At 33.3% G+C, this 25,034-nt stretch carries 18 protein-coding genes; 8 read left to right on the top strand and 10 right to left on the bottom strand.

Annotation, left to right across the window (positions count from 1 at the left end; genetic code table 11):
• Positions 1 to 68 precede the first annotated feature (68 nt).
• Positions 69 to 749, bottom strand: coding sequence for an isoprenoid biosynthesis glyoxalase ElbB (gene elbB / locus CW751_RS03620; RefSeq protein ID WP_101333639.1), 681 nt, complete (start codon positions 747 to 749; stop codon positions 69 to 71).
• 78 nt (positions 750 to 827) lie between these two features.
• On the opposite strand from elbB, the gene CW751_RS03615 reads away from it, so the two are divergent.
• Positions 828 to 1,262, top strand: coding sequence for a thiol-disulfide oxidoreductase DCC family protein (locus CW751_RS03615; RefSeq protein WP_101333638.1), 435 nt, complete (start codon positions 828 to 830; stop codon positions 1,260 to 1,262).
• Positions 1,263 to 1,311: 49 nt separating this feature from the next.
• Here the strand turns inward: CW751_RS03615 and CW751_RS03610 are convergent, their stop codons facing one another.
• The 5 genes from CW751_RS03610 to CW751_RS03590 are packed head-to-tail and all read right to left on the bottom strand — an operon-like array spanning position 1,312 to position 5,469.
• Positions 1,312 to 2,748, bottom strand: a complete 1,437-nt coding sequence (locus CW751_RS03610; protein ID WP_133122114.1) for a TlpA family protein disulfide reductase — start codon at positions 2,746 to 2,748, stop codon at positions 1,312 to 1,314.
• A 34-nt stretch (positions 2,749 to 2,782) separates the two neighbouring features.
• Positions 2,783 to 3,244, bottom strand: a complete 462-nt coding sequence (gene coaD, locus CW751_RS03605; protein ID WP_317045787.1) for a pantetheine-phosphate adenylyltransferase — start codon at positions 3,242 to 3,244, stop codon at positions 2,783 to 2,785.
• 27 nt (positions 3,245 to 3,271) lie between these two features.
• On the bottom strand, positions 3,272 to 3,805 hold the full coding sequence (locus tag CW751_RS03600) for an RsmD family RNA methyltransferase (protein ID WP_101333636.1): 534 nt from the start codon (positions 3,803 to 3,805) through the stop codon (positions 3,272 to 3,274).
• Complete coding sequence (locus tag CW751_RS03595) at positions 3,796 to 4,560, bottom strand: DUF3822 family protein (protein WP_165779208.1); 765 nt, start codon at positions 4,558 to 4,560, stop codon at positions 3,796 to 3,798. Before CW751_RS03595 ends, CW751_RS03600 begins: the two co-directional genes overlap by 10 nt.
• A gap of 12 nt (positions 4,561 to 4,572) precedes the next feature.
• Entirely contained in the window at positions 4,573 to 5,469 is an 897-nt protein-coding gene (locus CW751_RS03590) for a hypothetical protein (RefSeq protein ID WP_101333634.1), read from the bottom strand.
• 443 nt (positions 5,470 to 5,912) lie between these two features.
• Here CW751_RS03590 and CW751_RS03585 point away from each other — a divergent pair, with 443 nt between their 5' ends.
• Positions 5,913 to 7,337, top strand: a complete 1,425-nt coding sequence (locus CW751_RS03585) for an ATP-dependent DNA helicase (RefSeq protein ID WP_101333633.1) — start codon at positions 5,913 to 5,915, stop codon at positions 7,335 to 7,337.
• A 764-nt stretch (positions 7,338 to 8,101) separates the two neighbouring features.
• Here CW751_RS03585 and CW751_RS03580 read toward each other — a convergent pair.
• Complete coding sequence (locus CW751_RS03580) at positions 8,102 to 10,333, bottom strand: hypothetical protein (RefSeq protein ID WP_101333632.1); 2,232 nt, start codon at positions 10,331 to 10,333, stop codon at positions 8,102 to 8,104.
• A 176-nt stretch (positions 10,334 to 10,509) separates the two neighbouring features.
• On the opposite strand from CW751_RS03580, the gene CW751_RS03575 reads away from it, so the two are divergent.
• The 5 genes from CW751_RS03575 to CW751_RS03555 all read left to right on the top strand — a co-directional run bounded on the left by CW751_RS03575 (position 10,510) and on the right by CW751_RS03555 (position 16,220).
• The gene (locus tag CW751_RS03575; RefSeq protein WP_101333631.1) at positions 10,510 to 12,090 is read left to right on the top strand and encodes an LptF/LptG family permease; all 1,581 of its coding nucleotides are present in this window, start codon (positions 10,510 to 10,512) and stop codon (positions 12,088 to 12,090) included.
• A complete protein-coding gene (locus tag CW751_RS03570; RefSeq protein ID WP_101333630.1) occupies positions 12,083 to 13,255 on the top strand; it encodes a glycosyltransferase family 4 protein in 1,173 nt (390 codons plus the stop codon). The genes CW751_RS03575 and CW751_RS03570 overlap by 8 nt, the downstream gene beginning before the upstream one ends.
• The gene (locus CW751_RS03565; protein ID WP_101333629.1) at positions 13,233 to 14,411 is read left to right on the top strand and encodes a glycosyltransferase; all 1,179 of its coding nucleotides are present in this window, start codon (positions 13,233 to 13,235) and stop codon (positions 14,409 to 14,411) included. The genes CW751_RS03570 and CW751_RS03565 overlap by 23 nt, the downstream gene beginning before the upstream one ends.
• A gap of 69 nt (positions 14,412 to 14,480) precedes the next feature.
• Positions 14,481 to 15,701, top strand: coding sequence for a bifunctional 3,4-dihydroxy-2-butanone-4-phosphate synthase/GTP cyclohydrolase II (locus CW751_RS03560; RefSeq protein ID WP_101333628.1), 1,221 nt, complete (start codon positions 14,481 to 14,483; stop codon positions 15,699 to 15,701).
• 141 nt (positions 15,702 to 15,842) lie between these two features.
• The gene (locus CW751_RS03555) at positions 15,843 to 16,220 is read left to right on the top strand and encodes a hypothetical protein (protein ID WP_101333627.1); all 378 of its coding nucleotides are present in this window, start codon (positions 15,843 to 15,845) and stop codon (positions 16,218 to 16,220) included.
• A 704-nt stretch (positions 16,221 to 16,924) separates the two neighbouring features.
• On the opposite strand, the gene CW751_RS03550 is transcribed toward CW751_RS03555, so the two are convergent.
• The 3 genes from CW751_RS03550 to CW751_RS03540 all read right to left on the bottom strand — a co-directional run bounded on the left by CW751_RS03550 (position 16,925) and on the right by CW751_RS03540 (position 23,805).
• A complete protein-coding gene (locus CW751_RS03550) occupies positions 16,925 to 17,164 on the bottom strand; it encodes a hypothetical protein (RefSeq protein ID WP_101333626.1) in 240 nt (79 codons plus the stop codon).
• A gap of 310 nt (positions 17,165 to 17,474) precedes the next feature.
• Entirely contained in the window at positions 17,475 to 18,617 is a 1,143-nt protein-coding gene (locus CW751_RS03545) for an FAD:protein FMN transferase (RefSeq protein ID WP_165779207.1), read from the bottom strand.
• Positions 18,592 to 23,805, bottom strand: a complete 5,214-nt coding sequence (locus tag CW751_RS03540) for a tetratricopeptide repeat protein (RefSeq protein WP_101333624.1) — start codon at positions 23,803 to 23,805, stop codon at positions 18,592 to 18,594. Before CW751_RS03540 ends, CW751_RS03545 begins: the two co-directional genes overlap by 26 nt.
• Before the next feature lie 481 nt (positions 23,806 to 24,286).
• Here CW751_RS03540 and CW751_RS03535 point away from each other — a divergent pair, with 481 nt between their 5' ends.
• The gene (locus CW751_RS03535; protein WP_101333623.1) at positions 24,287 to 25,009 is read left to right on the top strand and encodes a 2-phosphosulfolactate phosphatase; all 723 of its coding nucleotides are present in this window, start codon (positions 24,287 to 24,289) and stop codon (positions 25,007 to 25,009) included.
• Positions 25,010 to 25,034: the final 25 nt, after the last annotated feature.

The raw sequence follows: 25,034 nt of genomic DNA, 5'->3' as shown, positions 1-25,034 counted from the left end.
TAAGGTAAAACTCCAATCATGCATTTTATTTTAATACGCTTGTCATAAATAAACGAGTTTACAAACAATTAAACAAGCTCTATTCCAGCGTTTATTGCGTTTGCGATATTATTTCTCAAAGTTATTAAATCTGACTTCATCATATAACATGGAGCCGTAACGATTTTGTTTACGCGATCAACATTAATTTCATTGGCTAATTTCATAGTAGTTGCAACCCCTGTTTGAGTTAAACCATCCACAAATCCTTTGATATCATAATCAGAAGCAGCTTGGTCTGATCCAATTGTCATAAATGTTTTAATATTTGAATCTTCTAAAGCTTTCGCTACAACTACTGGACTAACACATAATGCAATGATTGGTTTCCCTACATTTATCATATTCACCAGAAGTAATTTAACTTCAGGTAAAATTGTTCCTTCAGGTCCCTCAAACGCCCAATTGGTAAAGTTTTTAGCACTTCCGAAACCACCTGGTATTACCAACGCATCAATATCTGCTGGAGCAATATCATTGATTTCTGTAATTTCGCCTCGGGCAATACGAGCAGCTTCAACCATCATATTACGTGTTTCATTTTGAGGCTCACCGTTTAAATGATTAATAACATGATGTTGGTCTTTATCAACTCCAATGCACACAGGCTCATGTCCAGCCTCTGCTATTGCTAGTAAAGTGAATACAGATTCATGAATTTCAGCACCATCATATACTCCATTTCCTGATAATAAAACTCCAATTTTCATAATATCGTTTTTGATTCAATTTTTTGTTCTCAATTAACTAATATAAATATTAAATTTGTTTAAGAACGGATAATCTATATGAAATTTAAAGATATTATAAAATTAAAGTATATCGTCTTCTATGATGGAGATTGCGGATTTTGTAGTTCTTCAGTTCAATTGATTCTAAAACAAAAGAAAACAGATTTCTATTTTATTGCTTTACAATCTGATTTAGCAAAAAAAATAATGGACATTCACGACGAAGTCATTGAAATGAATACCTTATATTTATTGAAAGACGGTTCACTTTATCAAAAATCTGAAGCAGCGTTACAAATCTCAAAAAAGTTAAAAGGCCTCTATCCTATTCTATATTTTATAGGTAAAATTGTTCCTTTGTTTTTACGTGATTGGATTTATGACCAAATTGCTAAGAGACGCTATAAAATAATTTCAAAATTTTGTGTTTTGCCTTCGGAACAAGAAAAGCAATTTTTTCTTTACACTGCTGATGATTCTCCTAAAAAGTAATCTATATCTTCTAACTTGAAAAGAAGTTTTTTTTACCGAAACTAGCGATTTACTCCCGCTGTTCTAATAATCTATACCTCCGTTCAATTCTTACAAAGATATTTTCAATGGTTTCATATTCATTATTTGGTCGCGGAAGCAGAGCTGGTGAAGCCACAACATTTCCTGCGGCATCTAATAAAAGATAATGTGGATAACTACTCACATTTAAGCGTTCCAGCAAAGGATCTTGATTCGATAATACAGCTAAGTCCCAGCTTACATTATGTGTTTTTATAAAACTAGACGCATCATTTAATAGCGTATCAGTCGGATTTGATGTCAGTATTGTTAAAAATTGAATATGCTTGCCATATTTCTTCTTAAGTAGTGATATCAATTTAAGGTCATCAATAGATTGTTGAACATTTCTATTTGCAAAGTGAATATAAAGATGTTTTCCTCGGTAGTCACTATTATATTTTTTCGTTCCGTTTACAGAGATATTAAAATCGGGCATTTCTGATCCTGGAACAAGGTCTAACAATCTAAACTTAATGTTTTTAGCGATTTTTTTATGCTCATCAAAAATTGCATGATTAGCAACACTATCAAGAACAGTAAGCACATTGGTTTGCGGATAGATATTGGTATAAAACACCTCCGACAACATACGAATCATGATCAATTCTCTTAATCGTATGTTTTTTAAGGCAATATCACCGCCTAAAGCATTCAGTATTATTGTAGGACTACTATTCACCACACCTTTATAAAACAATTCATTCACCTCATTAGGCAATTGTGTTTCATATAATTTATAATAGTGTAAAATGTAATCCATGTATCGATCATTTTGATAAAGTACCGTTTCGGGCTTTATATAAAAATCATACTTTTCAAACGCATTTCTTTGACCTAAGAATGATAAATTGTCAATTGATGCAAAAGAATAACGCATGTAAGCATGAAAAAACTTGCTGGTATCTGTTGCGTATCTTTGGCTAATTTCATTTTTAAATGTATCCAGCTTTGAAACAAAATTCACTGATTTGAGTGATTTATGGTAATAATGTTCTTCTAAAAAAGACAATTGTGCATCTTCAAACATTAATATTTTGTAGTTAATATCTGTTTTTGGCAAATCGAGAAAGAAGAATTCTACTTCTATTCGTTCTGCATTTGCATCAATATAAGGACTGCTTTCACTTACAAATACTTTATATTTAGCCTTTGGTTGAGTGTAAATATGAAAATGATTCTTACCAACCTCAATTCTTAATTTTCGGGTTTGTTTATTAAAAAAACTAACTTTAAAGGTAGAATCTTTTTGAACCGTAGTACTTGCAACCTGTGTGGTAATTCGGCTTAAATAATCATCAATAGTGAAAACTTTCACCTCCTCACCTACATAAGACTCCGCTATACCCGAGATGGTAGTTACGGGTTGTGCAAACAATTGGATGAAACTCAATAACATGAAGGTGAAAAGTAAACCACTGCGCATAATTGTCAATTTAAAATGATAAATCTCGTATACATTAAACGAGAAAAGCGGAATTCGTTACAAACAAATCTATGTCTCCACCACTTTTATGAATCTCTCGAACAATAGTTGAATTGATTGCCGTGTATTCCGGAACAGTCATGAAAAATACACTTTCTATGCCAGAAATTTCTTGATTCATTTGCGCAATACTTCTCTCGTAGCCAAAATCTTTTGAGTCTCTTAAACCGCGTACAATAAATTGAGCTCCTATAGCTTGACAAAAAGTAACGGTTAAACCTGAGAAAACCTCTACCCTCACCTTTTCAGTATCTTTAAAGATAGAAGCGATATGATTCTTTCTTTTTTCAACATCAAAAAGATATTTTTTAGATGTGTTTTCACCTATTCCAATAACAATTTCATCAAATAGATTTAAGGCCTTGTGAATGATGCATTCATGTCCTTTTGTAAACGGGTCGAATGATCCTGGAAATACTGCTATGCGCTTCATCATAATTCTTTTACTTTAAAATTAATAAATCTATTCGAAAAAGCTAAACACAACCTGTCCGTATTTTTTTTGTCTCGTGAAGTTTTTATGGGTACTAAAATCATCATGTTTTCCGTGTTCTAAAATAAAAACCCCTTCTTTTTTCAATAGATTGTTTGCAAAAATTCCATCGATTAATTCATGATGTAATTGATGTTGAAACGGAGGATCTGCAAAGATTAAATCATAGGTTTGTTGATGTTTACTCACAAATTTCAAAACATCTGCCTTTACCACAGTTATTGCACCACCAATTCCATGCTCTGCTGCAAACGATTTTATAAATCGCGTACATTTAAAGTTTTTATCCACACTAGTGATTCGTCCAGCTTCACGAGATGCAAATTCGAAAGAGATATTTCCGGTACCTGCAAATAAGTCTAAAATGTCTAAATGCTCTAAGTAAAGTTCATTTTCCAGTACATTAAAAAGACCTTCTTTAGCAAAATCAGTAGTTGGACGTGATGGAAATCCTTTCGGGGGTGAAAAACGTTGTTTTTTTAAAAGTCCACTAATTATACGCACAATGTTTGAAGTTTAAGTTTGTGATCAACATCCGTTACTTTTAATTTACTATGTCCTTTCAAATCAGCAAGCAACTGTTTTGTTTGTTCTGCCTTTTCTTTTGTTGTTTCATCGATATATAAAAAACTTATGGTTCCCTCCTCTTGTTTTAATTGCTTTTGTTCAATTACAAAAAGTAGGTAATACAGCACATCTTCAGCTGTTTGCACCTCAAAACAATTCGAAAAAATCAATTCATTTTGATGAATTACGGCAATATTGATATAATCATCGCTAAAACTAACAACGATTTTGCGTTTAAATGTATTTTTTTGAAACAATGCTCTTAAAGTCATCGCATGTTCATGTTTAAAAACGATTTGAGGAAAACGCATAATAAAAAACGATTTAACCCAATCTGGAATTTCAAAAACGCTTACGAAATTTAGTTCCATTAGCCGATTAAAATCTATGGTATTTTCATCAACGTCTTCACCAAACATTAAAGCGTAGACTGCTTTTGCAGAACTTTCGTTAAAAGCAGATAAAGGCAATAATGTATGTTTGGGGGAACCCCAGGCCATTGAATATTCGTCATATTTATCTGCCCAATTGAGTCCATCAAAAAAAGATTTCAATTTGTTTTTATATTCACTTGGTGACTGTTCATAGAGCACCAAACTACTTTCTCTAACTATGTTTTGGTTAGAACGAAGAACCTCAGCAACATGTACTGAGGTTCTTGAAATATGTATAGTTAATTGCGTTTTATTCACAACTATTAATTATTATTCCCAAGTTGCTTTATCAGAATTGGACGATAAATTTCCAAAACCGACCTCTTTGCGTTTTCCGTTTTCAAAACGTGGGTAAGGCTCTAATCCGTAAACCTTGATTGTAGGAATGGTATCCGTGTTTAAATAAACAAATTCATCACGGGTTTCAATTGTCCATTCTTCCTTTGGATCCGTCATAGGAATGTACCGTAGCTCATCAAAATCAAAAGCGCCTAATCCTAATTCTTTTCTAGCTCTTTTGCGTGAACGAGAACTCAAATACTCATCTTTGTAAGAAACCATTATGGTATCTCTTTTAAAACCTTGCAGGTCTTCATTTAACTCAACATCTTCCATACTTGATAGCAAAGCAGCTTCTCTTTCTGTCATGTTTTGATCCAAAGCTCTTTTATCATCATATAATAAATCACGTTCTTCTAGGGTTAATTTTCTTGAAGGAACAACCCCCATAGCGTCTACTTTTTGAATTTTATCATTTTCGAAGAAGTCTTTTAACTCATCGAAAGAAGAAGCATAAACACCATTTTTTGAACGGTAAGCTCTCTGGATATCACGAATTTGTGTAAGCTCATATTGATACAACAAAGTAGAACGTTCATAAGCTTTCTCATGCGCTATAGTTGCTTTTACAGCTTGAACAGAACTGTACCCAATATAAATGGTAACACCTATAAAAATAAAACCAATTGCCATAACGACGTTTCTTTTCAAATAACCTGAACTAAATAATATGGCTAAGATTCCTCCTACTAGGATGTTAATCGCAGCAAACATAAACAGTTGATCTTGACCTGACCGTAATCCAATTACAATCATTACAATTCCAAAAACAGCAATTAGCGCAGCTATTAAGTAACGCTTTACAAATACAGAAAATTGATTATTCATTATTCAATGTTAATTAAATTCATTTTTATCTTTACAAATCTACAATAATTTTGAAATGTGCTTGAATTAAACACTAGATTTTTTAAACCGTTTAATCAACAAGATGGCGTTAACATCATTTTATTAGACAAATACCGCATCCTTTTTTCAAAAGTCAATTTTTTATTTCATTTTATATTAAAGGATGACAATGTGTATCTTAACTTTTCACTATAGGTGATTAAATTAAATCTTACCTGTATTTTCACCACCTTAGCTTATTCAACTCAGTTGAACCCGTTGAAGTATCTCATATTTTTAAAAAATCAAAAAAATGCTATGTTAATCCACAGATCTGTTCAAAAACACATAAAGTCACTCCAAGTTTGGATAACAACAATTAAAGTTTAGATTCTTTTGACTGATGCAACTTTATAATCTAAAAATTAGTTTATTTTCGCCTTATGCCGCTTCATAAAGAATTATACAAGCACACCCTCAAACATTTTGAGTTTGAAATCTCAAGAGATCAACATGAATTATTAGAAGCGCTTTGTCGATTTTATGTACAGCCTAATGACCAATCATTATTTATCTTAAAAGGATATGCTGGAACAGGAAAAACAAGTTTATTAAGTGCATTTGTTAAAGCTTTATCACAACTCAAAAGAAAATCCGTTTTATTAGCACCAACAGGAAGAGCTGCTAAGGTATTTGCGCAGCGATCGAACAAAGTTGCTTTCACCATTCACAAGAAAATTTATAGAAAAGAAAAGATTGCAGGTGGAGCGATACAACTAGGACTCGCTCCGAACTTACATACACATACACTGTTTTTAGTAGATGAAGCTTCAATGATTGGTGATTATACACAAAGGAATGACGGTGCAATTAGTTCAAGAAATTTACTTGAAGATTTAATCAACTACGCATATAATGGTAAAAACTGCAAGCTTATTTTCATTGGTGATGAAGGTCAGTTACCACCTGTTGGGGCAGATTTTAGTCCAGCCTTGAATATCGAATACATGTCTAACCATTATGCGCAACTTGAAATACAAGGCTTTCAGCTTGTAAAAGTTCTCAGACAAGCTGCTGATTCTGATATTTTAAAAAATGCTACACAGTTACGTTCAGCATCAGAACGGCTATATCCTTCATTTGATTTAAGTGGAAAAAACGACCTAATACGTTTAGAAGGAAACGATTTGGAAGATGAATTAGATTCTGCTTTTACCAACTACGGCATTACTGAAACACTTGTAATTACCCGAAGTAATAAAAGAGCGAATTTATTTAATCAACAGATACGCTCCCGTATTTTTTGGTTTGAAGAAAAAATTGTAGCCAATGATTTACTTATGGTCGTGCGCAATAATTATTATTGGCTAGGGGACAACTCAAAATATGGATTTATTGCAAATGGAGAAACGATTAAAGTCGTGCGTATTCGCAACCGTGAAACCATGCATGGATTTGATTTTGTGGATGCCCTGGTACAACTTGTGGATTATCCAGATGCAGAACCGTTTGAAGTTAAGTTTTTACTTGAAGTTTTGGATGAAGAAGCTCCAAACCTTCCACGCGAGAAAATGAAATCACTCTTCTTTTCAGTTGAGAAAGATTATGAATATGAGCGCAACAAGAAAAAACGCTACGAACTAATTGTGGCTGACCCCTATTTCAATGCTTTACAAGTTAAATATGCTTATGCAGTTACCTGTCACAAATCTCAAGGTGGTCAATGGGCTTGTGTTTTTGTCGATCAAGGTTTTTTAACCGAAGAAATGCTAAACCAATCTTACTTTAGGTGGTTATATACGGCCTTAACCCGAGCAACTGACAAGCTTTTCTTGGTTAATTTCAATAAGCAATTTTTTAAAGATTAAAAATAACAACAATCATTTTTCTAATCTTTTAATGTGAAAAATTGGGTTACCAAGATAAGTCGTAATTATTTAAAAAAAGATTCCTCGTCGCCCCGAGTTCTCGGGACTCCATCGGAATGACAGGTGTTTGTTGGCTTTGGCGGGATAAAATTTGCTCAAGCGAAGCTTGAGCAAATTTTATCCCAAAGACCTCCTTATGAGCTGTCATTCCGATAGTTGATAAAATTTTAGATTTTAACAACTGAGGAATCTCTTCTTCCTTTTTTTGATAAAGTTAAACACTAAATAAAATTAATTGATATAGTTCTCGGCTGTAATTATTGAAAAAACATAACCTTAAAACTAGGATTAACGACCTAGCTTGGTAGCCCAGTTGAAAAAAATTAGCTTAAGGTTATCTATATGCTTGTTCAGGTACAATATAAATACTTTAATGAAAGTATACCATTTAAAAAAGTTATAATTAAGACTCCTAAACGCATGTGGATAAAGTTATAGTTTTTAGAAATCATGAAAGAGGAAAGGTATACATCTGTTTTCAAGGAAGGGAGCATCAAAACGTTTTTTCGGATCAATAAAAATTTCATTTTGAAATTAAGTCGCACCTTCTCAAGTATAGAAATTTCAATTAATAATCAATATTTTTATGCGATTAAATATATCAATTCAAATGGAGTCCACAGTATTCCCAACATAAAAAAGATAACTTACTAAATAAATAGCGTAAGTTGATATTTTTGAATTTTAAACCATTAAATCCTTCATCAAAAAGCTTTGTATTTTATTGAGGTAGGTCCAACAGTTACTTTCGATTTACTAATGGCTTTATTCAAACGATCAATAACTTTAGCAGCTTCCTCACGTGTTAAGTAATTTCCTGCAAGAATATTTAACTCGTTTTTTAGGGTTTTAAGTGTTGTGTAAGCTCGATAAGCACTTAACATTTGATTGCCACTTAACTCGTAATTCCGTTGAACTTTTATTAAATCGGAGCTTATTGGTTTAAAGTTACTGCGCACTGGATCCGTATAACTATTGATCTCTAAGCATGTGGAACGATCGATTTTTATGTAAACTTCCGTTGAGCGAAGTCTTTTAAAAATAGAATCATTTTTTGAATCTTTACGCATTTCATTCGTCTCACCAGGATAATGATCTATTTCTGATTTTTGATCTCCAATTACAACCTGCTCATTCTTCCATTTTCCGATACCACCTCCCCTAGCGATTATATTAAAGTCTTTCTTTTTATCTAAAAGCGCTTCAAAAAATTCCTTTACTGCTATTGAATCTGAAGGTTGTAACAATACGTTTTGAGGCAGTTTATAATCATCTACGCCAAAAACGTCATTCATTTTTAATTGAATTTGAGAAGTGTAATTCGGCAAAGCATCTGTAATGTTTATATGCAACATAACTTCGTCAAATTGGCTACTTTTATAAGATATAGGAATGGCTAATAATTTAATTTCAAATACTTCTTTTTCTGCATTGGCTGGAAAAGTAAATTCTTGTGTAAGCAAATCAAAACGTGTAGAATCGGCATAAATATATAAACCATTTTTCTCTGTGAATGGAACCCATTTTTGTCCAATTAAGTCATACATTTGCTGTACTTTTCTGTTTAAAACTTGTTTTTTCACAAGCACTTGTTCTTTTTCCTCAGCTAAAGCTACTAGCTTTTTTTCAATCGACTTTAGTTTGCCATACAATTGAACTACCTTTTCTTGTCTTTTTTTACGCTTAGAACGTTTTGAGTCCGTTTTGTACTTTTTACTATTGGTTGTAATTGTGCTGTAACGGATATCGTTTAATTCTTTTTCTGTTTTATCAATTGATAATTTGGTATCATCTCTTTTGTCTTCATAATGTTCAATCCAATAATCTAATCCTCTTTTCCCTGAAATTTTATCTTCTAAATCAGCTATATCTCTCTGTATGCGATGAATTAAAGAGTAATATGTCATGCCTTCACCAAAACTAGAATCTGGTGAAATAAAACGCGTATCTCCAGAACCAAAAAGCGGGTAATATTTTTTACCTTTTTGAATAACAACGGTGGTTTGTTTCTCAGAATTATATCCCCAAACATCTAAATGTACGTTTGTTTCTTTTCCCTGTCCTACGGTTTCAAATTGATGAATGGTATGTCCCATCGACAGAACTTCTGGTTTTTCTTTTTTGCTATTTGGTTTTATACCTATATAAGGTTCATAGGGAAAAAGTCCAACTGCTTTAGGGAGTCCTTTGTTAAATCTTCCACGTTCATCTTTTTCACGTTCCTCAAATAAACCTGAGGTTGTTGATCCGTCACCAGCTGCTGTGAGTACATTTACAAAATATTCTGCTTTTCCGCCAAGGAGTTTAAAAATCTCATGTGTACGCTCTTTCACCCATTCATTTATGGCTTTATTATAGGCTAGAATGACTTGCTTTTTTTCATTTTCTGTCCAAGAAGCAAAACCATCAAGCATTGCAACTTTATCTTTAAATGTGAGTGTGGGATTAGATAGCTTAAGCACTTTTCTGTGAACTTGGAGACCATCTTTTTTATTTTTCTTTGCTTTTTGTGGTAAATAAAGCAATAGTTTCGTTTCAAACTTTTCGTAATCAGTAAGTAAACCATCATTTAAAAGATCATTACTACGGTGCGATTTTAACACCTTATTTAATTCCCATATTGCCATTTTATTGGCTAATTCAGCAAGCAAACCTTTTGGAGAGCGTTGAATTTCATTAGCATAAATCTTTAACAATTCGGGTTGGTTAATAATTACTTGTTCAGTAGAATCATAATTAATTTCGCCGTTGGGCAGGGTGATTTCTTTTCCTGAATAAACAATGTATCGCCCGATATTCTTCTCAAGAATCGGACTTTTCCTTACGGTATGAAATAGATAAGCTTTGTTTTGAGGTGTTAAAAAATAGTTCTCTTGTGCTGTAATCGTAAGGACTAAAGACAAGCATAGCAATAAAAGAGTTGGCAAGCGTTTCATATTACAAATATGGAAAAACTTTTAGAATTTCAATACTTCTACATTCACTTATATGCATAAAGAATTTTGGGTAAGTATTGATTAAGTGAATCAAAAATACAAAATGCTTAGATAAAGCGACAGGAACATCACAAGTATAAAAATTAATTCAGTACATTCGCAATTGAAAGAAAATCATGAAAAAGCTAAGTATATTTTTCATAAAATCATTTGTAGGGCCGTTTTTAGCGACCTTTTTTATTTCCATGTTTATGCTTGTAATGCAATTTCTATGGAAATACATTGATGATTTGATGGGAAAAGGATTAGAAACGGCAATTATCATTGAATTGTTATTTTATGTTTCTGCCAGTCTTTTACCACTCGCATTGCCACTAGCGATATTACTATCATCGCTAATTGTAATGGGAAATTTAGGAGAATCGAATGAATTAACGGCTTTGAAATCTAGTGGACTTTCCATTTACAGAATTTTGCGACCGTTAACTTCAGTTGTTGTACTCATTGCTATAGGCACGTTTTATTTTTCTAACTATGTTATTCCGGTTGCCAATTATAAATGGCATTCAATAATCTGGGATATTCAAGAAAAGAAAATGACATCCTTTCTTAAACCCGGTTCCTATACCCAAGAGATTGATGGATTCAGTATAAAAATTAAAGATGGTAAGGATAATAGTTTTGAAGACATTATTATTCATGACAGAAGAAATAGTCGAGAGATCAAAACAATTACTGCAAAATCTGGAACTTTTTATCAATCGGAGAATGGTGATTTTCTATTCTTTAAATTATTCGACGGAAATGTAATTGAGGAATTAGCCCAAAGCCCTGACTTTCAAATGGACAATAGTTCAAACAAAAACCACAGTATTTTCCCAAGTCGTAAATCTGATTTTAAAACTGCAACCTATAAAATGGACATGACAGGTTTTAAACTTCAAAGGTCGAAAGATGAGCTTTTTAAGAATGATTATGAAATGCTAAATGTCTTTCAGATTGATGAAACAGCTGATTCTATAAAAATACGCTACAATGAACTGATGGAGTCGCTTTCTTTTAATAGCAAAGCAAAACATGCTTATTTTCAATCCATACATTTTTTAAATGATCAGAAAATGGATACAGTACAAAAGTCACATATTGACAATTACATTGCTGTTCGAAATAAAATTAAACGCATTTCTAATGACACCAATATGATTGATATTGATAATGGTTCCTCAACAGAGGAAGTAAAATCAACTAAAAATTCAATCCAAGATTCTATCCCTCAAAAACTTAAAATTCAACCCATATATGCATTTAAAAATATGCCCGATTCTTTGCAAACACCTGCAATTAATCACATGAAGTCACAATTGCGTAACAATATAAAATCTTTAGAAGGACAGATAGATATAGAAGGAAATCGGCACCGTGTAATGCGCAGGTATGAAATTGAATTTCACCGTAAATTTGCTTTATCTTTTTCCATCATTATCCTATTTTTTATTGGCGCTCCCTTAGGTGCAATTGTAAAACGTGGTGGCTTTGGTGCACCAGTAGTTATCGCTGCTTTACTTTTTATGATTTACTTTGTTTTAATCACCATTGGAGATGGAATGGCTGAAAGTCAAGTTTTATCGCCCTTTTTTGGTATGTGGGGACCAAATATTTTGCTCACTCCAATTGCGGCATTACTCATGATAAGTGCAGCTAATGACAGAAGTGTTGTAGTGATACCAAAATGGATGAAAAGAAAGAAGAATGGATAAAATATTTCATTTTTCAAACAAACCTCCTTTTCCGTTGAAAGACGGTGGTTGTGTTGCTATTTCAAGTATTTTAAGGTCACTTCTTCAATTAAACGACGTTGAAGTATATCATTTTACTTTATCCACATATAAACATCCGTTTTCTGCCGAAGCCTATCCAACGACATGGAGAGACCGAATGAAATTTGGGCATCAAAAGATTCAAACTAAGACTAATATTTTTGATGCGATCTATCATTTATTGCGCAATAAATCTTACAATGTTGCTCGCTTTTACGATAAAAAGGTAGCTAAAACACTTACACAATTAATTGATAAAGAAAAATTTACCATTGCTGTTTTCGAGAGTATTTATTTGCTTCCTTATCTTTCAATTTTCAAGAAAAAAGGCATTAAAGTCATTGTAAGAACCCACAATTTAGAACATGAAGTATGGAATTCTATGGCTGAAACGCAAGGAAATTTCCTCAAGCAAAAGTATTTCAAGCATTTGGCTATTCAACTCAAGAAATATGAAGAAAAAGAATTAAAAAAAGTGGATGGAATTATAGCGATAACAGAAACAGATGCTTTATTTTTTCAGCAATTTGAACCTGATGTTATGACAACAGTAATTCCAACAGCTGTCAAGACTAACTTTCCGCCGCCCAATTATGCACAAAACGATTTTTATTTTCTTGGCGCTATGGATTGGAAGCCAAATATTGAAGGGATTCATTGGTTTTTAAAAGAAGTAATTCCTGAAGGATTAAAAGGAACCCAATTTTTTATCGGTGGAAAAGGCTTGAAAAAACACCAGTATGATCATCCTGCAGTTCAGAATCAAGGAGAAGTCGAAAATGCAGTTGATTTTATTCATCAACATGGAATATGCATAATTCCGATGCATGCAGGAAGCGGTTTGAAAATAAAGTTATTAGAAAATATGGCAATGGGAAAACCTATTGTAACTACAACAGAAGGTGCAAGAGGTGTGGATGTTGAACATGAAAAACACGTACTGATTGCCGATGATCCCATCGCTTTTAGATCTTTAATGTACCGACTGCATCTCGACCAAAAATTAAGGAAAAAACTAGGTACAAATGCCAAGAAATATATTGAACAACATTACAGCTTTGAAAAGTTAACGAGAAGAATTCATGCATTCATCAAAGACATATAAAAAACTAGTCGTAATTACTTCGCGTTTTCCTTTTCCATTGGAAAAAGGAGATAAATTACGTGCTTATCATCAAATAAAAGAGCTTGCACATCACTTTGAAATACATTTGATCAGCACATCTGAAATAAATGTAGGTGAAAAATGGAAATCTCAACTGAAACCATATTGCAAAACCATTACAGTGTATCCCATCAATGGTTTTCAAAAAATAACAGGATTATTAAGGCAATTATTGAGTAAGAAACCTTTTCAAGTAGGATATTTTTATCACCTTAGTATACAGCAAAAGATTAACAAGCAATTGCGTAGAATTCAACCCGATCATATTTATTGTCAATTAATTCGTTCGGCGGAGTATGTTAAAAATTATCACGATTGTCCAAAAACAATTGACTACATGGACGCATTTTCAAAAGGAATGGAGCGCCGTGCCAATACGGCTAATTGGATATACAAACTTATTTTTCAAAGTGAACATAAAAGATTAACGAATTATGAAAATTCTATTTTTGAATATTTTGAACATCATACAATAATATCAAAACAAGATAAAAACTACATTTTTCATACTTTAAAAGAACAAATACATATTGTTCCAAACGGAGTAGATGAATCTTTCTTAGTCTCTCCTTCCCCATCAAAGCAAGAATTCGATCTTGTTTTTACTGGGAATATGTCTTATCCGCCTAACATTACCGCAGTCCAATTTATTGTAGAGGAAGTTTTACCATTACTTCCTAAAAACATAAAACTAAAAATTGCGGGAGCTTCTCCTTCATCCGAAGTCCTCAAGTTGGCATCTGATCAAGTACATATAACAGGATTTGTTGAAGATATTAGAACTGCTTATCAAAGTGCCAAAATATTCATCGCGCCCATGTTTTTAGGTACTGGTTTACAAAACAAACTTTTAGAAGCTATGGCCCTAGGCATTCCATGTATCACTACCTCATTAGCCAACAACGCACTTGACGCACAACCCAATCATGAAATTTTAATTGCTGATGAAGCACAAACATTTGCTCATCAAATTCAACGCTTATTAGCAGAACCAAAATTGAGTCAGCAATTAATTGAACAAGGTCGTTCATTTATCTCAGCCAAATATAAATGGAATAAAGTAACCCAAACTTTAGTTGACCTCATAAAGAATTGAGTTTTTGATTGAACCTTTTATTATCCGGCTTTATTGTCGTACTTTTGCATAAAAATTAAGAACAATTTTATGCAATATAAATTAAACACAATAGAAGAAGCTATTGAAGATATAAAAGCTGGAAAAGTTGTCATAGTAATCGATGATGAAGATCGAGAAAACGAAGGTGATTTTGTTACCGCAGCAGAAAATGTTACGCCTGAGATAATCAACTTTATGGCTACACATGGAAGAGGTTTAATTTGCGCACCTTTAGTTGAAGATCGTTGTGATGAATTGGGGCTTGACCTGATGGTTCAATCTAATTCAGCAGCTTATGAAACACCTTTTACTGTGTCAGTTGATTTAATTGGTCATGGTTGTACAACAGGAATTTCAGCTAGCGATAGATATAAAACAGTCAAAGCTCTTATTGATCCATCAACACGACCTGAAGAGCTAGGTAAACCAGGACATATTTTCCCTTTAAGGGCTAAAAGAGGTGGGGTTTTAAGACGTGCCGGGCACACAGAAGCAGCTATTGACTTGTCAAGACTAGCCGGTTTTCAACCTGCTGGAGTTATTGTTGAAATTCTGAATGAAGATGGATCAATGGCAAGATTGCCACAATTGGTTGAAATAGGAAAACGCTTTGGTGTTAAAATTATCACGATTGAAGACCTTATAAAATACAGAATTAAAAAAGAAACCTTAGTTGATCGTAAAGTTAAAATCCAATTACCTACAGAATTCGGAGATTTCGAAATGATTGCCTATGAAGATAAAAATAGTGGCGAAGAGCATTTAGCTTTGGTGAAAGGTGAATGGAAAAAGGACGAACCAGTACTTACACGCGTTCACAGTTCATGTATAACAGGAGATATCTTTGGTTCATGCAGATGTGATTGCGGACCACAATTGCACGAAGCGATGCGCATGATTCAAGAAGAAGGACAAGGAGTAATTGTTTATATGAATCAAGAAGGACGAGGAATCGGTATGATGAATAAACTAAAAGCCTATAAACTTCAAGAAGAAGGCTATGACACTGTTCAAGCGAATGAAAAACTAGGTTTTAAAGGAGATCAGAGAGATTACGGAATTGGTGCTCAAATTTTAAGAGATTTAAATGTTTCTAAAATGCGATTAATGTCCAATAACCCAACTAAACGAACTGGTTTGATTGGATATGGACTTGAAATAGTTGAAAATGTACCTTTAGAAATAGAAAGTAATAAACACAATAAGTTCTATTTGGAAACAAAGCGAGATCGAATGGGACATACCATAAAAGTTGAGAGTAAAAAATAGGAGTTGCTTCATAAATAGCGTTATAAACTGATTTATTGTTTTATATTTACTTTATGAATAAAAGCCAATAATCCTGTCAAATACATAGCTTTTACCCTGCTTTTAATTGCGTTTGTTTTTATCCAGTTTAAACTAAAAGCAATGCCACAGCTTGTAGTAATTTCACTTGCTGCTGCTATGCTTATTTTGTATTATTTTAAATTGATTTTGTTATTTAAGGTGTTAGCATCAGTGCTTATTTCTATTTTTTCCTATTCAGCACTTTTTCAAGTCATCATGTTTTTAATCTACTGGATTGATCCAAATAGAGGAAAAGTTGAAATAAATGGTGAGATGATGGGATTAGGAATGGACTTGACAGGAGTTTTTGTTGGTGCATTCTGTTTTGTAATAGCTTCTATTATAGGAGTTATACATTTTAGGTCGCTTAAGAACAGTTCTTTAGTTCCAGAAAAACAGCTTAATGTAGCAAGTTTAATTATTTGTTCGATTGTATTTATTGCAACCGAATTGTTTTAACTAAGCATAAACAATTAAAAAAATGATATTTATTTTTTATTGTTCATGCTTTATTCAATCAATCGCACTACACTATTTGTGGAGGTTTATTAGCCGCATTCCAAAACAGGGTCTTTTGTAACATAACCCGCATTATTCATGCATTTAATTTTGAATCTATTTTAGGCACAAGCCCTAAAGGAATATATGCATATTTCACGGGGCTTGTAACGACAAATAGGTCAAAATTAAATCAAAATCTTGCAAAATTATTAGTACCCAAATTTGGGGTTCTTAAAAATTGAATGAAACACAATCAAATACAAGAATATTACTGGTTTATAAATTTAAAGATTAAGATTGGTGAATAAAGCGGGATAAAATAGCTAACTTCATCGACTAAGTCGAATTTTTTAGATTAAATTACACCTGACGCTGAAGGTGTCAAGTAATTATAGCCCCGTGTAAGCAAAGCGCAACTCGGGGCTATAAATATCGGTATAATTCTTTTTGGCGGCATTTTTGTCGCGTAGCAAAACAAAAATGATGACAAAAAAATTCGTGAATCAAATTATTACCTGTATTCTAAAGTAGCGGGACTTTTGTGATATAAAATAGCTGATTTTAGTAACTTAGTCAATTTGTTAGATAGAATTATTTAATACGTTGAGCTTGCGAGTTCGGTTCAGCAGTTCAATGCATCTCAACGTAGCTAAAAATCAGGTTTAATTTTCGTCCTCGTTTTTATTATTAACAACTTCATCTCGTTTCTTATGGATGCGTTTTGACCATGTTCGGGCGATAATTAGCAAAACGATTACCACTATTCCAATAATCATTGCTGTGTTAGATTCCCAAAAGTTAATTTGCTCTTTATCAGTTTGGGTAACATGTTGCGGAGTTTGTGCCATTAACCAACCTTGAGAAATGACAAACATAAATAGAATTAAAACTTTATTTTTCATACCTCTAATATACTAAAAAGACAGATAGGAGTAAAAGTTTTGGTACCTAAACTTACTTTTATCATTGTTAAACATTTTAAAAAATGCTTATCGGGAACTTTACCAACAGTTTAATAAGCTACAATAAAAAATATTTTCTTTAACCTAACAAAATCCTTCCATGTTTGGAAATCTCGATTTTCAAATATGGAAGGATTTTGGGAGTTAATCGTTGATTCACATGAATGACAGCTTAGATATATTCACTGTAAAGTATCAGGTTGGCTTTAAAAAATAAAGAAAAATGAAATTTATTTAAGATTATTCTTCTTTATCTGTCTATCAAGTAATTTAGCATTCCTCTGCTATAAGCTCTCTCAATTCTACCGTTTCCGGCATCAAATAAAAGATAAATATCCACACCTAAATCTGGGTTATTTTTAACAAATTCTAAAGAAGCATCTACGCCCATTACCATAAATGCAGTGGCATAAGCATCCGCCATTGCAGTTGTTGGTGCTATGACAGTTGCGCTAAGCAAACTATGTTTAACTGGTTTTCCAGAAACTGGACTTATGGTATGGCTATACTTTTTACCTTCTAGTTCATAGAAATCTCTATAGTTTCCTGAAGTAGCTACGGCGACGTCTGTTATTTCAATATAATTTTCTAAGGCTCTATTTTGAACACCCTCTTGCCCTGAGTTTGATTCTTTAGGTACATCAATTCCAATTATCCACTTGGCCTTTTGGTCATTCAATCCTTTAACACGTATTTCTCCGCCCACTTCTATAAAATAATTAGTCTGTCCTTTCTTATTTAGTAAATCTGCTATAACATCAACTGATTGACCTTTAGCAATGGCATTAAAAACTAGCTTAAAACGCGAATCTTGTTTTTCCAATACGTTTTCTTTGTACGTGTACAATTGATTAGGTTTTAGTCCTACAAAGTTAAGCACACTATCAATTTCACTTTGTGAAGGCGTATGTTCATTTCGTTTAAAAAAACCCCACAGCTCAACTAAAGGATGAACAGTAGGATCAAAAGCACCTGAAGTTTTATTATAGATTTCTTGGCTTATTTCGAAACAATTTTTAAAATATTCAGTGCCGCTTAAATCAATAGCCGTATTATTTGCATTAAATTTACTTATCAAAGAAGAATCAATATATGTAGAAAGTTCCGCATTGAATCGTTCAAATAAAGCATCTATTTCTTCGGGTGATGTACGTAAAGAATCTCCATTGGTTTTAATAATAAATGTAGTCCCTAAGGCATTCCCCACTATGATATTAGGGCTTGTTTGCCAAACATTTTCGGTATTTTTATAAGTAGTTGCTTTGTTTGTTGGCTTTTCTACCTCACTATTTGATTGCTTACAGGCGGTACAAATTAAAACAAGTAAAGTTACACCTACAAAATAATTAAAACCAATACTATGACTATTAATAATGTTTTTCCAATTTTGCATTTTCTGTTCCATTTATCCACCCTTGCTCTGTAATTGGTGTGCCATTCTTACTATACGTTAAACCACTTCTGGTTTGCATTCGGATATAAATATCTCCTCTACCGTCTTTAACTACAAATCTTCGGGTAACAATTTTTACAGGAATTCCTTCATCGTCTTTGCGAACATAATTTTCTTGAGAAACACCTTCAGGATATTGATCTCCTATGGTATTTGCAATAGTTGCCGAATATTTAATCTTATTGCCTTCGAGTTTATCTATCATCTTTTGCGTAGCAATCTTTTTATTGCGTGACTCTTCTTGACGCCTTTGCCCATCTGTGTCTAAACTCGCTTCCAAACCTTTTAAATCCTCATGATTTTGTTTGATCTTTCCTTCTTTTTGAGCTTTAGCTATTTCCTCTTGTTTTTTAATGCGTTCTATATCATTAACTGTGTTCTGTCTTTGAATCTCTTCATTTTGATCTCTTAATTCATTGGCACGTTCCATAGCACGTTCTTGAGACTTAACCTCTTCATTAATTCTTGACAAATCAGATTCTTGCTTTTGTTTTTGTGCTTCATTTAATTGCTCAACAGATTCTACCTCTCGGACAACATCTTGAACTTCTTCATATTGTTGATCTGAACGTATATGTGATTGTTCAACACTTTTTTGATCCATATCTTTTAATTGCTCCAAAGCCAATTGACGCGCGTCATCTTTCCCTTCCTGTGCTTCTGCATACTGAATCTCTGCCCGTGTTAATTGCTCATCAATCAATAGCTGATCTTGATAAGCTTCCACTGTTTCGGCAGACATTTTTCTTTGCAACATTGCATCTAAAGCGTAGATATCATCTTGTAATTGTTGATGTATAATCGCTTTGTCTTCTTGAGATTCTGCAACTTTAATTTCTGCCAATAATGCATCGTCTTGTAATTGCATTACTTGCTCGTATTCATCATTTTTCTCCTCAAACGATCTCAGTTCCCTTCCTCTTTCAATGTTATCAACCTTAACCTCTCTATCTTTTCTAATTTCATTTTGCTCTGCGGTAAATTGATCATATTTTTCATCGACCTTAAGTAATTCATCGCGTGTACTATTTACTTTAACTTTATGATGTGCGGCCTCTGCTGTACTTTGAAGGTCTCTTTCAATCTGAATGTCTTTTATTTTTTCAATTGTTGCTAAATGATTGTCGCTGTTTTTACGTTTTTGTTCAGCCATTCCATCATCTATATATATCAACTCTTGATTCATGCGGTACACAGCACCTTGCTCAAAGGTTAAATCTTGGTTCCTTTTTAATTCTAATTGATATTCCTGTTCGTCAATTTCATTTATAAAATCAACATGATCCTGTTCTCGCACATCAAAAGCGGAACTTCGTCTGTCTTTTATCGAAGTAATTTCATTTTCATATTTCACACGCTCCTGATAATCCGATGCCGACCTTTCTTCTGCTAAACCTTCATTTTTTTGAAGTTGCTTCTGAACGCGTTCTTGTTTCAATTGTTCTCTTTGTTTTGCTCCAGCTTCTAATAGTGCGGCTCCTTCCATAATGGAAATGTTCGACTCTTCTCCTAAATATTCTACGCTTTTATTTGTTTTTACATTTCCGTTTTTAATGGCCTGGATAGCTGATAATTGATCCTTCGGGTATTGATCGGTTGCGCGCAGACTTAACGCTCTTTCATATAAACTGATCGCTTTGTCATAATTTTCATCATCAAAATATTCATCTGCTTTAGTTAAGATTTTCTGATAGCGTTTTTCATTTCCTCTTGCCGTTTTTTCTTCTTCTTTTTCAATACTTAATTGAACCTGTTTAAGGGCATACGCATCATTTTTATTAATTTTCAGAGCTTTCTCGTACACCTTTACAGCATCTAAAAATCTTTCTTGTGCAAAAAGTTCATCAGCTTCTGAAATATAAGCATCAAATTGAGCCGAGTTTTTTGCTGCTTTCGCCTTCTTTTGTGCCAAATTATCTAAAATTTGTCGTGTTTCACTGATTTGATCTTTAGCATAACTATCATTCTCTTTTACTTCTAAAGCCGATTCATATTGTGAAAGTGCTTCCTCATAACGTTCATCGGCAAATGATTCATCTGCTCGATCAATTATACGTTGATATTCTGCATTAACAGAACGATTCGCTAAGTTTACTTTAGCTTGTTTAGCTTTTTCTATTTGTTTCAAAGGATAAGCTTCGTTTGCTTTTATATCAAGTGCTTCTTCATACAGGGCAATACTTTCATCGTATGATTCGTTTTCAAAAGCTAAATCTGCTTGGTCAACTAAAGATTTATAAGCTTGTTCTGCTCTGTTTCTAGCTGATTGTTGATCAATCAAGGCCTGATATTCTGCTATTTTTTCTGCTGGAAGCGTCTCAGACGGTTTTAACTTTGCTGCTTCTTCTAAATGTTCAATTGCTTTGTTGTACCTATTATTTTGAGCAGAGACACTCGCTAAATCTAATTGTTCCTCATACCTCCTATTGATTTCTGCTATATTATTTTCTTGCTCTTTCTCCTCCTCTATTTGCCTTAATAATTCATCTATCTCAACAATTTTACTTTGTGGCAATGACGCTTTTGGCCTCATCGCTTGAGCTTCTTCAAAGGTGCTTTTCGCTTCTTTTAATTGTGATATGTTATTGTTTTGGTCAATTGCCTTTTCATATTTATCTTGAGCATCTGCTAGCAAACTATTGTAAACCTCCTCTTCTGATTGTAAATTTTGAATTAATGTTTTTGCTTCATTTTTTAGTCGAGTAGCCTCATTATCCATTGGTTTTTCAATTAAAGCATCATCAAAAAACTTAATTGCTGCTGAATAGTCTTCTTCATCCATTGCTTCCTTACCAGACGACATTGCTGTTTGATACTTTTCCTCTCTCTCTTGCTGGCTCTCAAGCTGTTCAATTTTTTGTTCCATATCAGCAATTCGAGACTTCGCAGTAATATCATCTGGTTTTAATTCCAATGCTTCATAAAACCTCATTAGCGCATCTTCATAACTTTCTGCATTTGCTAAAGATTCAGCTTCTGACATTTTCTGACTGTACAGTTGTTCTTGATTACGCTCTTGTTCTGCTGCCAATAATGCAGCTTCAATTGCAGAAATTCTTTCCTCAATTTCTGAATCATCTTGAATGGCTAATGCTGCTTCGTATTTCTCTTTTGCTTCTTCCCACCTTTCGGCTGCAAAAAGTGTTTCTCCTTCTTGTTTTAATTGAGCAAATTGTTCTTCCTTAGATTGAGCAGCTTCAAAGTCTTTTTTACTTTGTTGCGCTGCGGTTAATAAATCCTGAACATCATTTCTACTATTATCTAAAGCTAAGGCTTCTTCATATTTTGAAATAACGGCAGACCATTCATTATCTTCTTTTAAAGAAGTCGCTTGATCGAGCAAAACTTGGATTTCTTCAGCAATCCGTGCTTGTTCATTTTGATTTTCAATGTTTGTTCTAATCTCATCTAAACGGTTGTTCACGTGCTCATTATCATCTATAAGAGCTTTAGCTGATATATAAAGTGATTTCGCTTCTTCCCAATTTTCATTTTCAAATTTTTCATCCGCTTGTTCAACAAGCTCATTAAACTCATTTTCTTGCGCTAAAGCATTTTGTTTTTCTGCTAATAATCGTTCTGCGTTTGCTTTTCCCTCAATGGCTTCAGCATGTTGCGGCTCGATTTCTAAGATAGCTTGAAAATCAGAAATCGCTGCTTCATAAGATTGATCCGTTAGATTAGCATTTGCGCTAGCCAGTAAATTTTCAATTTGTTGTGCCTTGTTTTCTTTATCTTTTTGCGCTGCTAGTAAGTCTTGAGCTTTAGAACGCTTAATTTCCACATCTTCATCGGTGATTAAGTTTAATGCTTCGTCATATTTTTCTATGGCTAATTCGTAATTTTTAGCACCAACAGCTTGGTCTGCATCGGCCACCAATTGATTGAACATTTCTTTTGTTTCTTGTTGATCCTCCAACTCTTTTAATCGAGTTTTTGACAATTTAATACGTTCAACTGGGTAAGTAGCAGCACTCTCATAAGAAATAGCTTCTTCATATTTTTCAATAGCACCCGCATAATCTTCATCATCATATAGCTTATCTGCCGCTGCTATAGCTTTGTTGTAGTTCTCTTTTTGTTGTCTTTGTGCTGATTGCGCATCTAATTTATCCTGAATCGCATCCAACTGTTCTTTAGGGTAATTCTCGTCTGGTAATAAGCGATTAGCTTCTTGATATTTATCCCTTGCAGCTTGTAAACTGTTCTGATTAAAGAAATTGTCTGCTTGCGTTATCAAATCATCATACGCATCTTTTTTCTCTAAATTAGCGATTGTCTTTTCAATGTCAAGTATTCTATCCTTTGGGTATTGTTCATCAGATTTCATTTCAGCAGCTTCGCGGTATTTTTGAAGTGCTTTTTCGTAATCCTCATTCTCAGCAAAATTATCAGCTGCTTCTATCACATTCAAATACGCCTGATTTTCTTGTTGATAAGCCAACTCCTCTTCCTCTTTCTTTTGTAAAATACCTTCAATTTCTAACAAACGATTATTTGGATGTTCTTCGGCCTCCTTTCCTGGCACTTGCAAAGCTTCAACGTATTTATTCAATGCATCATCATAAGATTCTTCATTGAACAGTTGATCTGCTTCTTGAATTAAAGCATTGTATTTTGCTTCATTTCTTCCTACAGATTCTTCAGCTTCTAACAAGCGATCTGAAATTTTCTTTTTGACTCGACTCACCTTTTTCCTGTCAAAATTCATTCGATCTCGATCAAAAAACCACTCCACAACAGCTTCATTTTCTAAAAAGGAAAAATCAGCGCCTTCTCGTTCTGTAAATAAATCAATATCAACAGGAGGGAATATTTTTCCTCCAGGTGGCATATCCTCTGCGAATATTTCTGTTACGTCAATCTTAATGATTTTATTTACATATCCTGGTTTATCATAAACAATGGTGTATTTTTTACCTGGCTCAAATTGAACACTATATTTTCCATTTGAAGATGTGGTGCTACTAGTAACTTCAGATCCATTTTCTAAAACACGAATGGTTACACCAGACATTGACTTCTCAGAATCCATGTCTGTAATTTTACCTTCATAAGTTACCTTTTGGGCATTAGACGCCTGAGTGAGCAAAAATAAAAAGGATAAGACTGTTAATAATTGTTTCATCGTTATTATTTAAAACGCAAATCTGTACAATGAGTTACAAGAAACGTTCAAATTCATGGTTTAACCTACAAATATCGATAAAATTAAAATAAATCCTTGTTTTTTCATCGATAGATATGCGTTAGGTCAAAACAAAAATCATAAAAATCTAAATTACAATTTATTAGACTAAAAAAATGCATATTGAATGAAATATTTAATAATCAACATTTATCATGTACCAAAGCTACCTGCGCCACGCTATACACCGATGATTTACAGATTATTATTATGTTTTAAGAACTTATAAAAACATCCTATTTTGGACGTCGTTTCATATTGATTATAATCTTGCGACTTTTCTCTAAATAGCAAAAACAAACGCTAGAAGTAGCTTTTTGAACTCACTTCTGATCCCTTTGTATGGAAAACTCTCTACATCGCAACTAAATTAATTATACGGACTAATTAACTTTCATATATATTTAACTATTTTCGCAAGATGCAGAAAAAATTAGTTGAAGTTTGTTATACCCCTGGAGGATACGATTACTATAAAGGTAATTTCGAAATTGTAGTTGTTATAGATGTATTGCGCGCAACATCAGCAATATGTTCTGCTATTCACAACGGTGTTAAAAGCCTTATTCCCGTTTCAACAATTGAAGAAGCTAAAGCTTACCAAGATAAAGGATATTTAGTAGGCGCCGAACGACAGGGTCAAATAGTATCAGGTTTTGATTTCGGTAATTCACCATACAGCTATATGAAACCTGAAATTAAGGGTAAAGACATTGTGCTTTCTACAACAAATGGAACACGAGCAATTAACATTGCAAAGGATGCAGAAACTGTCGTAATTGGTGCATTATCCAATTTAGACTATCTTATTAATTGGCTTAAAGATCAAGACAAAAATGTGCTTTGCCTTTGTTCTGGTTGGAAAGACAAATTTAACCTTGAAGATTCTATTTGTGGGGGAGCAATTGCTGAAGGATTATTAAAAACAGGAAAATTCATTTCAAATGAGGACGCTTCAGTTGCTGCAAAATACCTTTATTTAGCGGCAAAAGATAATTATTTTGGTTTTTTAAAGTCAAGTTCGCACAGAAGAAGATTAAAAAAGCTAAATTTGAATGAAGATATAAAATTCTGTCTTACACCAAATCAAATGGAGGTTATTCCAATTTTAAAAGGAGATCGATTAGTAAAATTAGATACCTGATTTGAAAAGGCATAATCAAAATGCT

Origin of the sequence: Brumimicrobium salinarum (assembly GCF_002844555.1) — a bacterium.
Taxonomy (GTDB): domain Bacteria; phylum Bacteroidota; class Bacteroidia; order Flavobacteriales_D; family Crocinitomicaceae; genus Brumimicrobium; species Brumimicrobium salinarum.
This window is presented reverse-complemented; position numbering and strand designations above follow the sequence as displayed.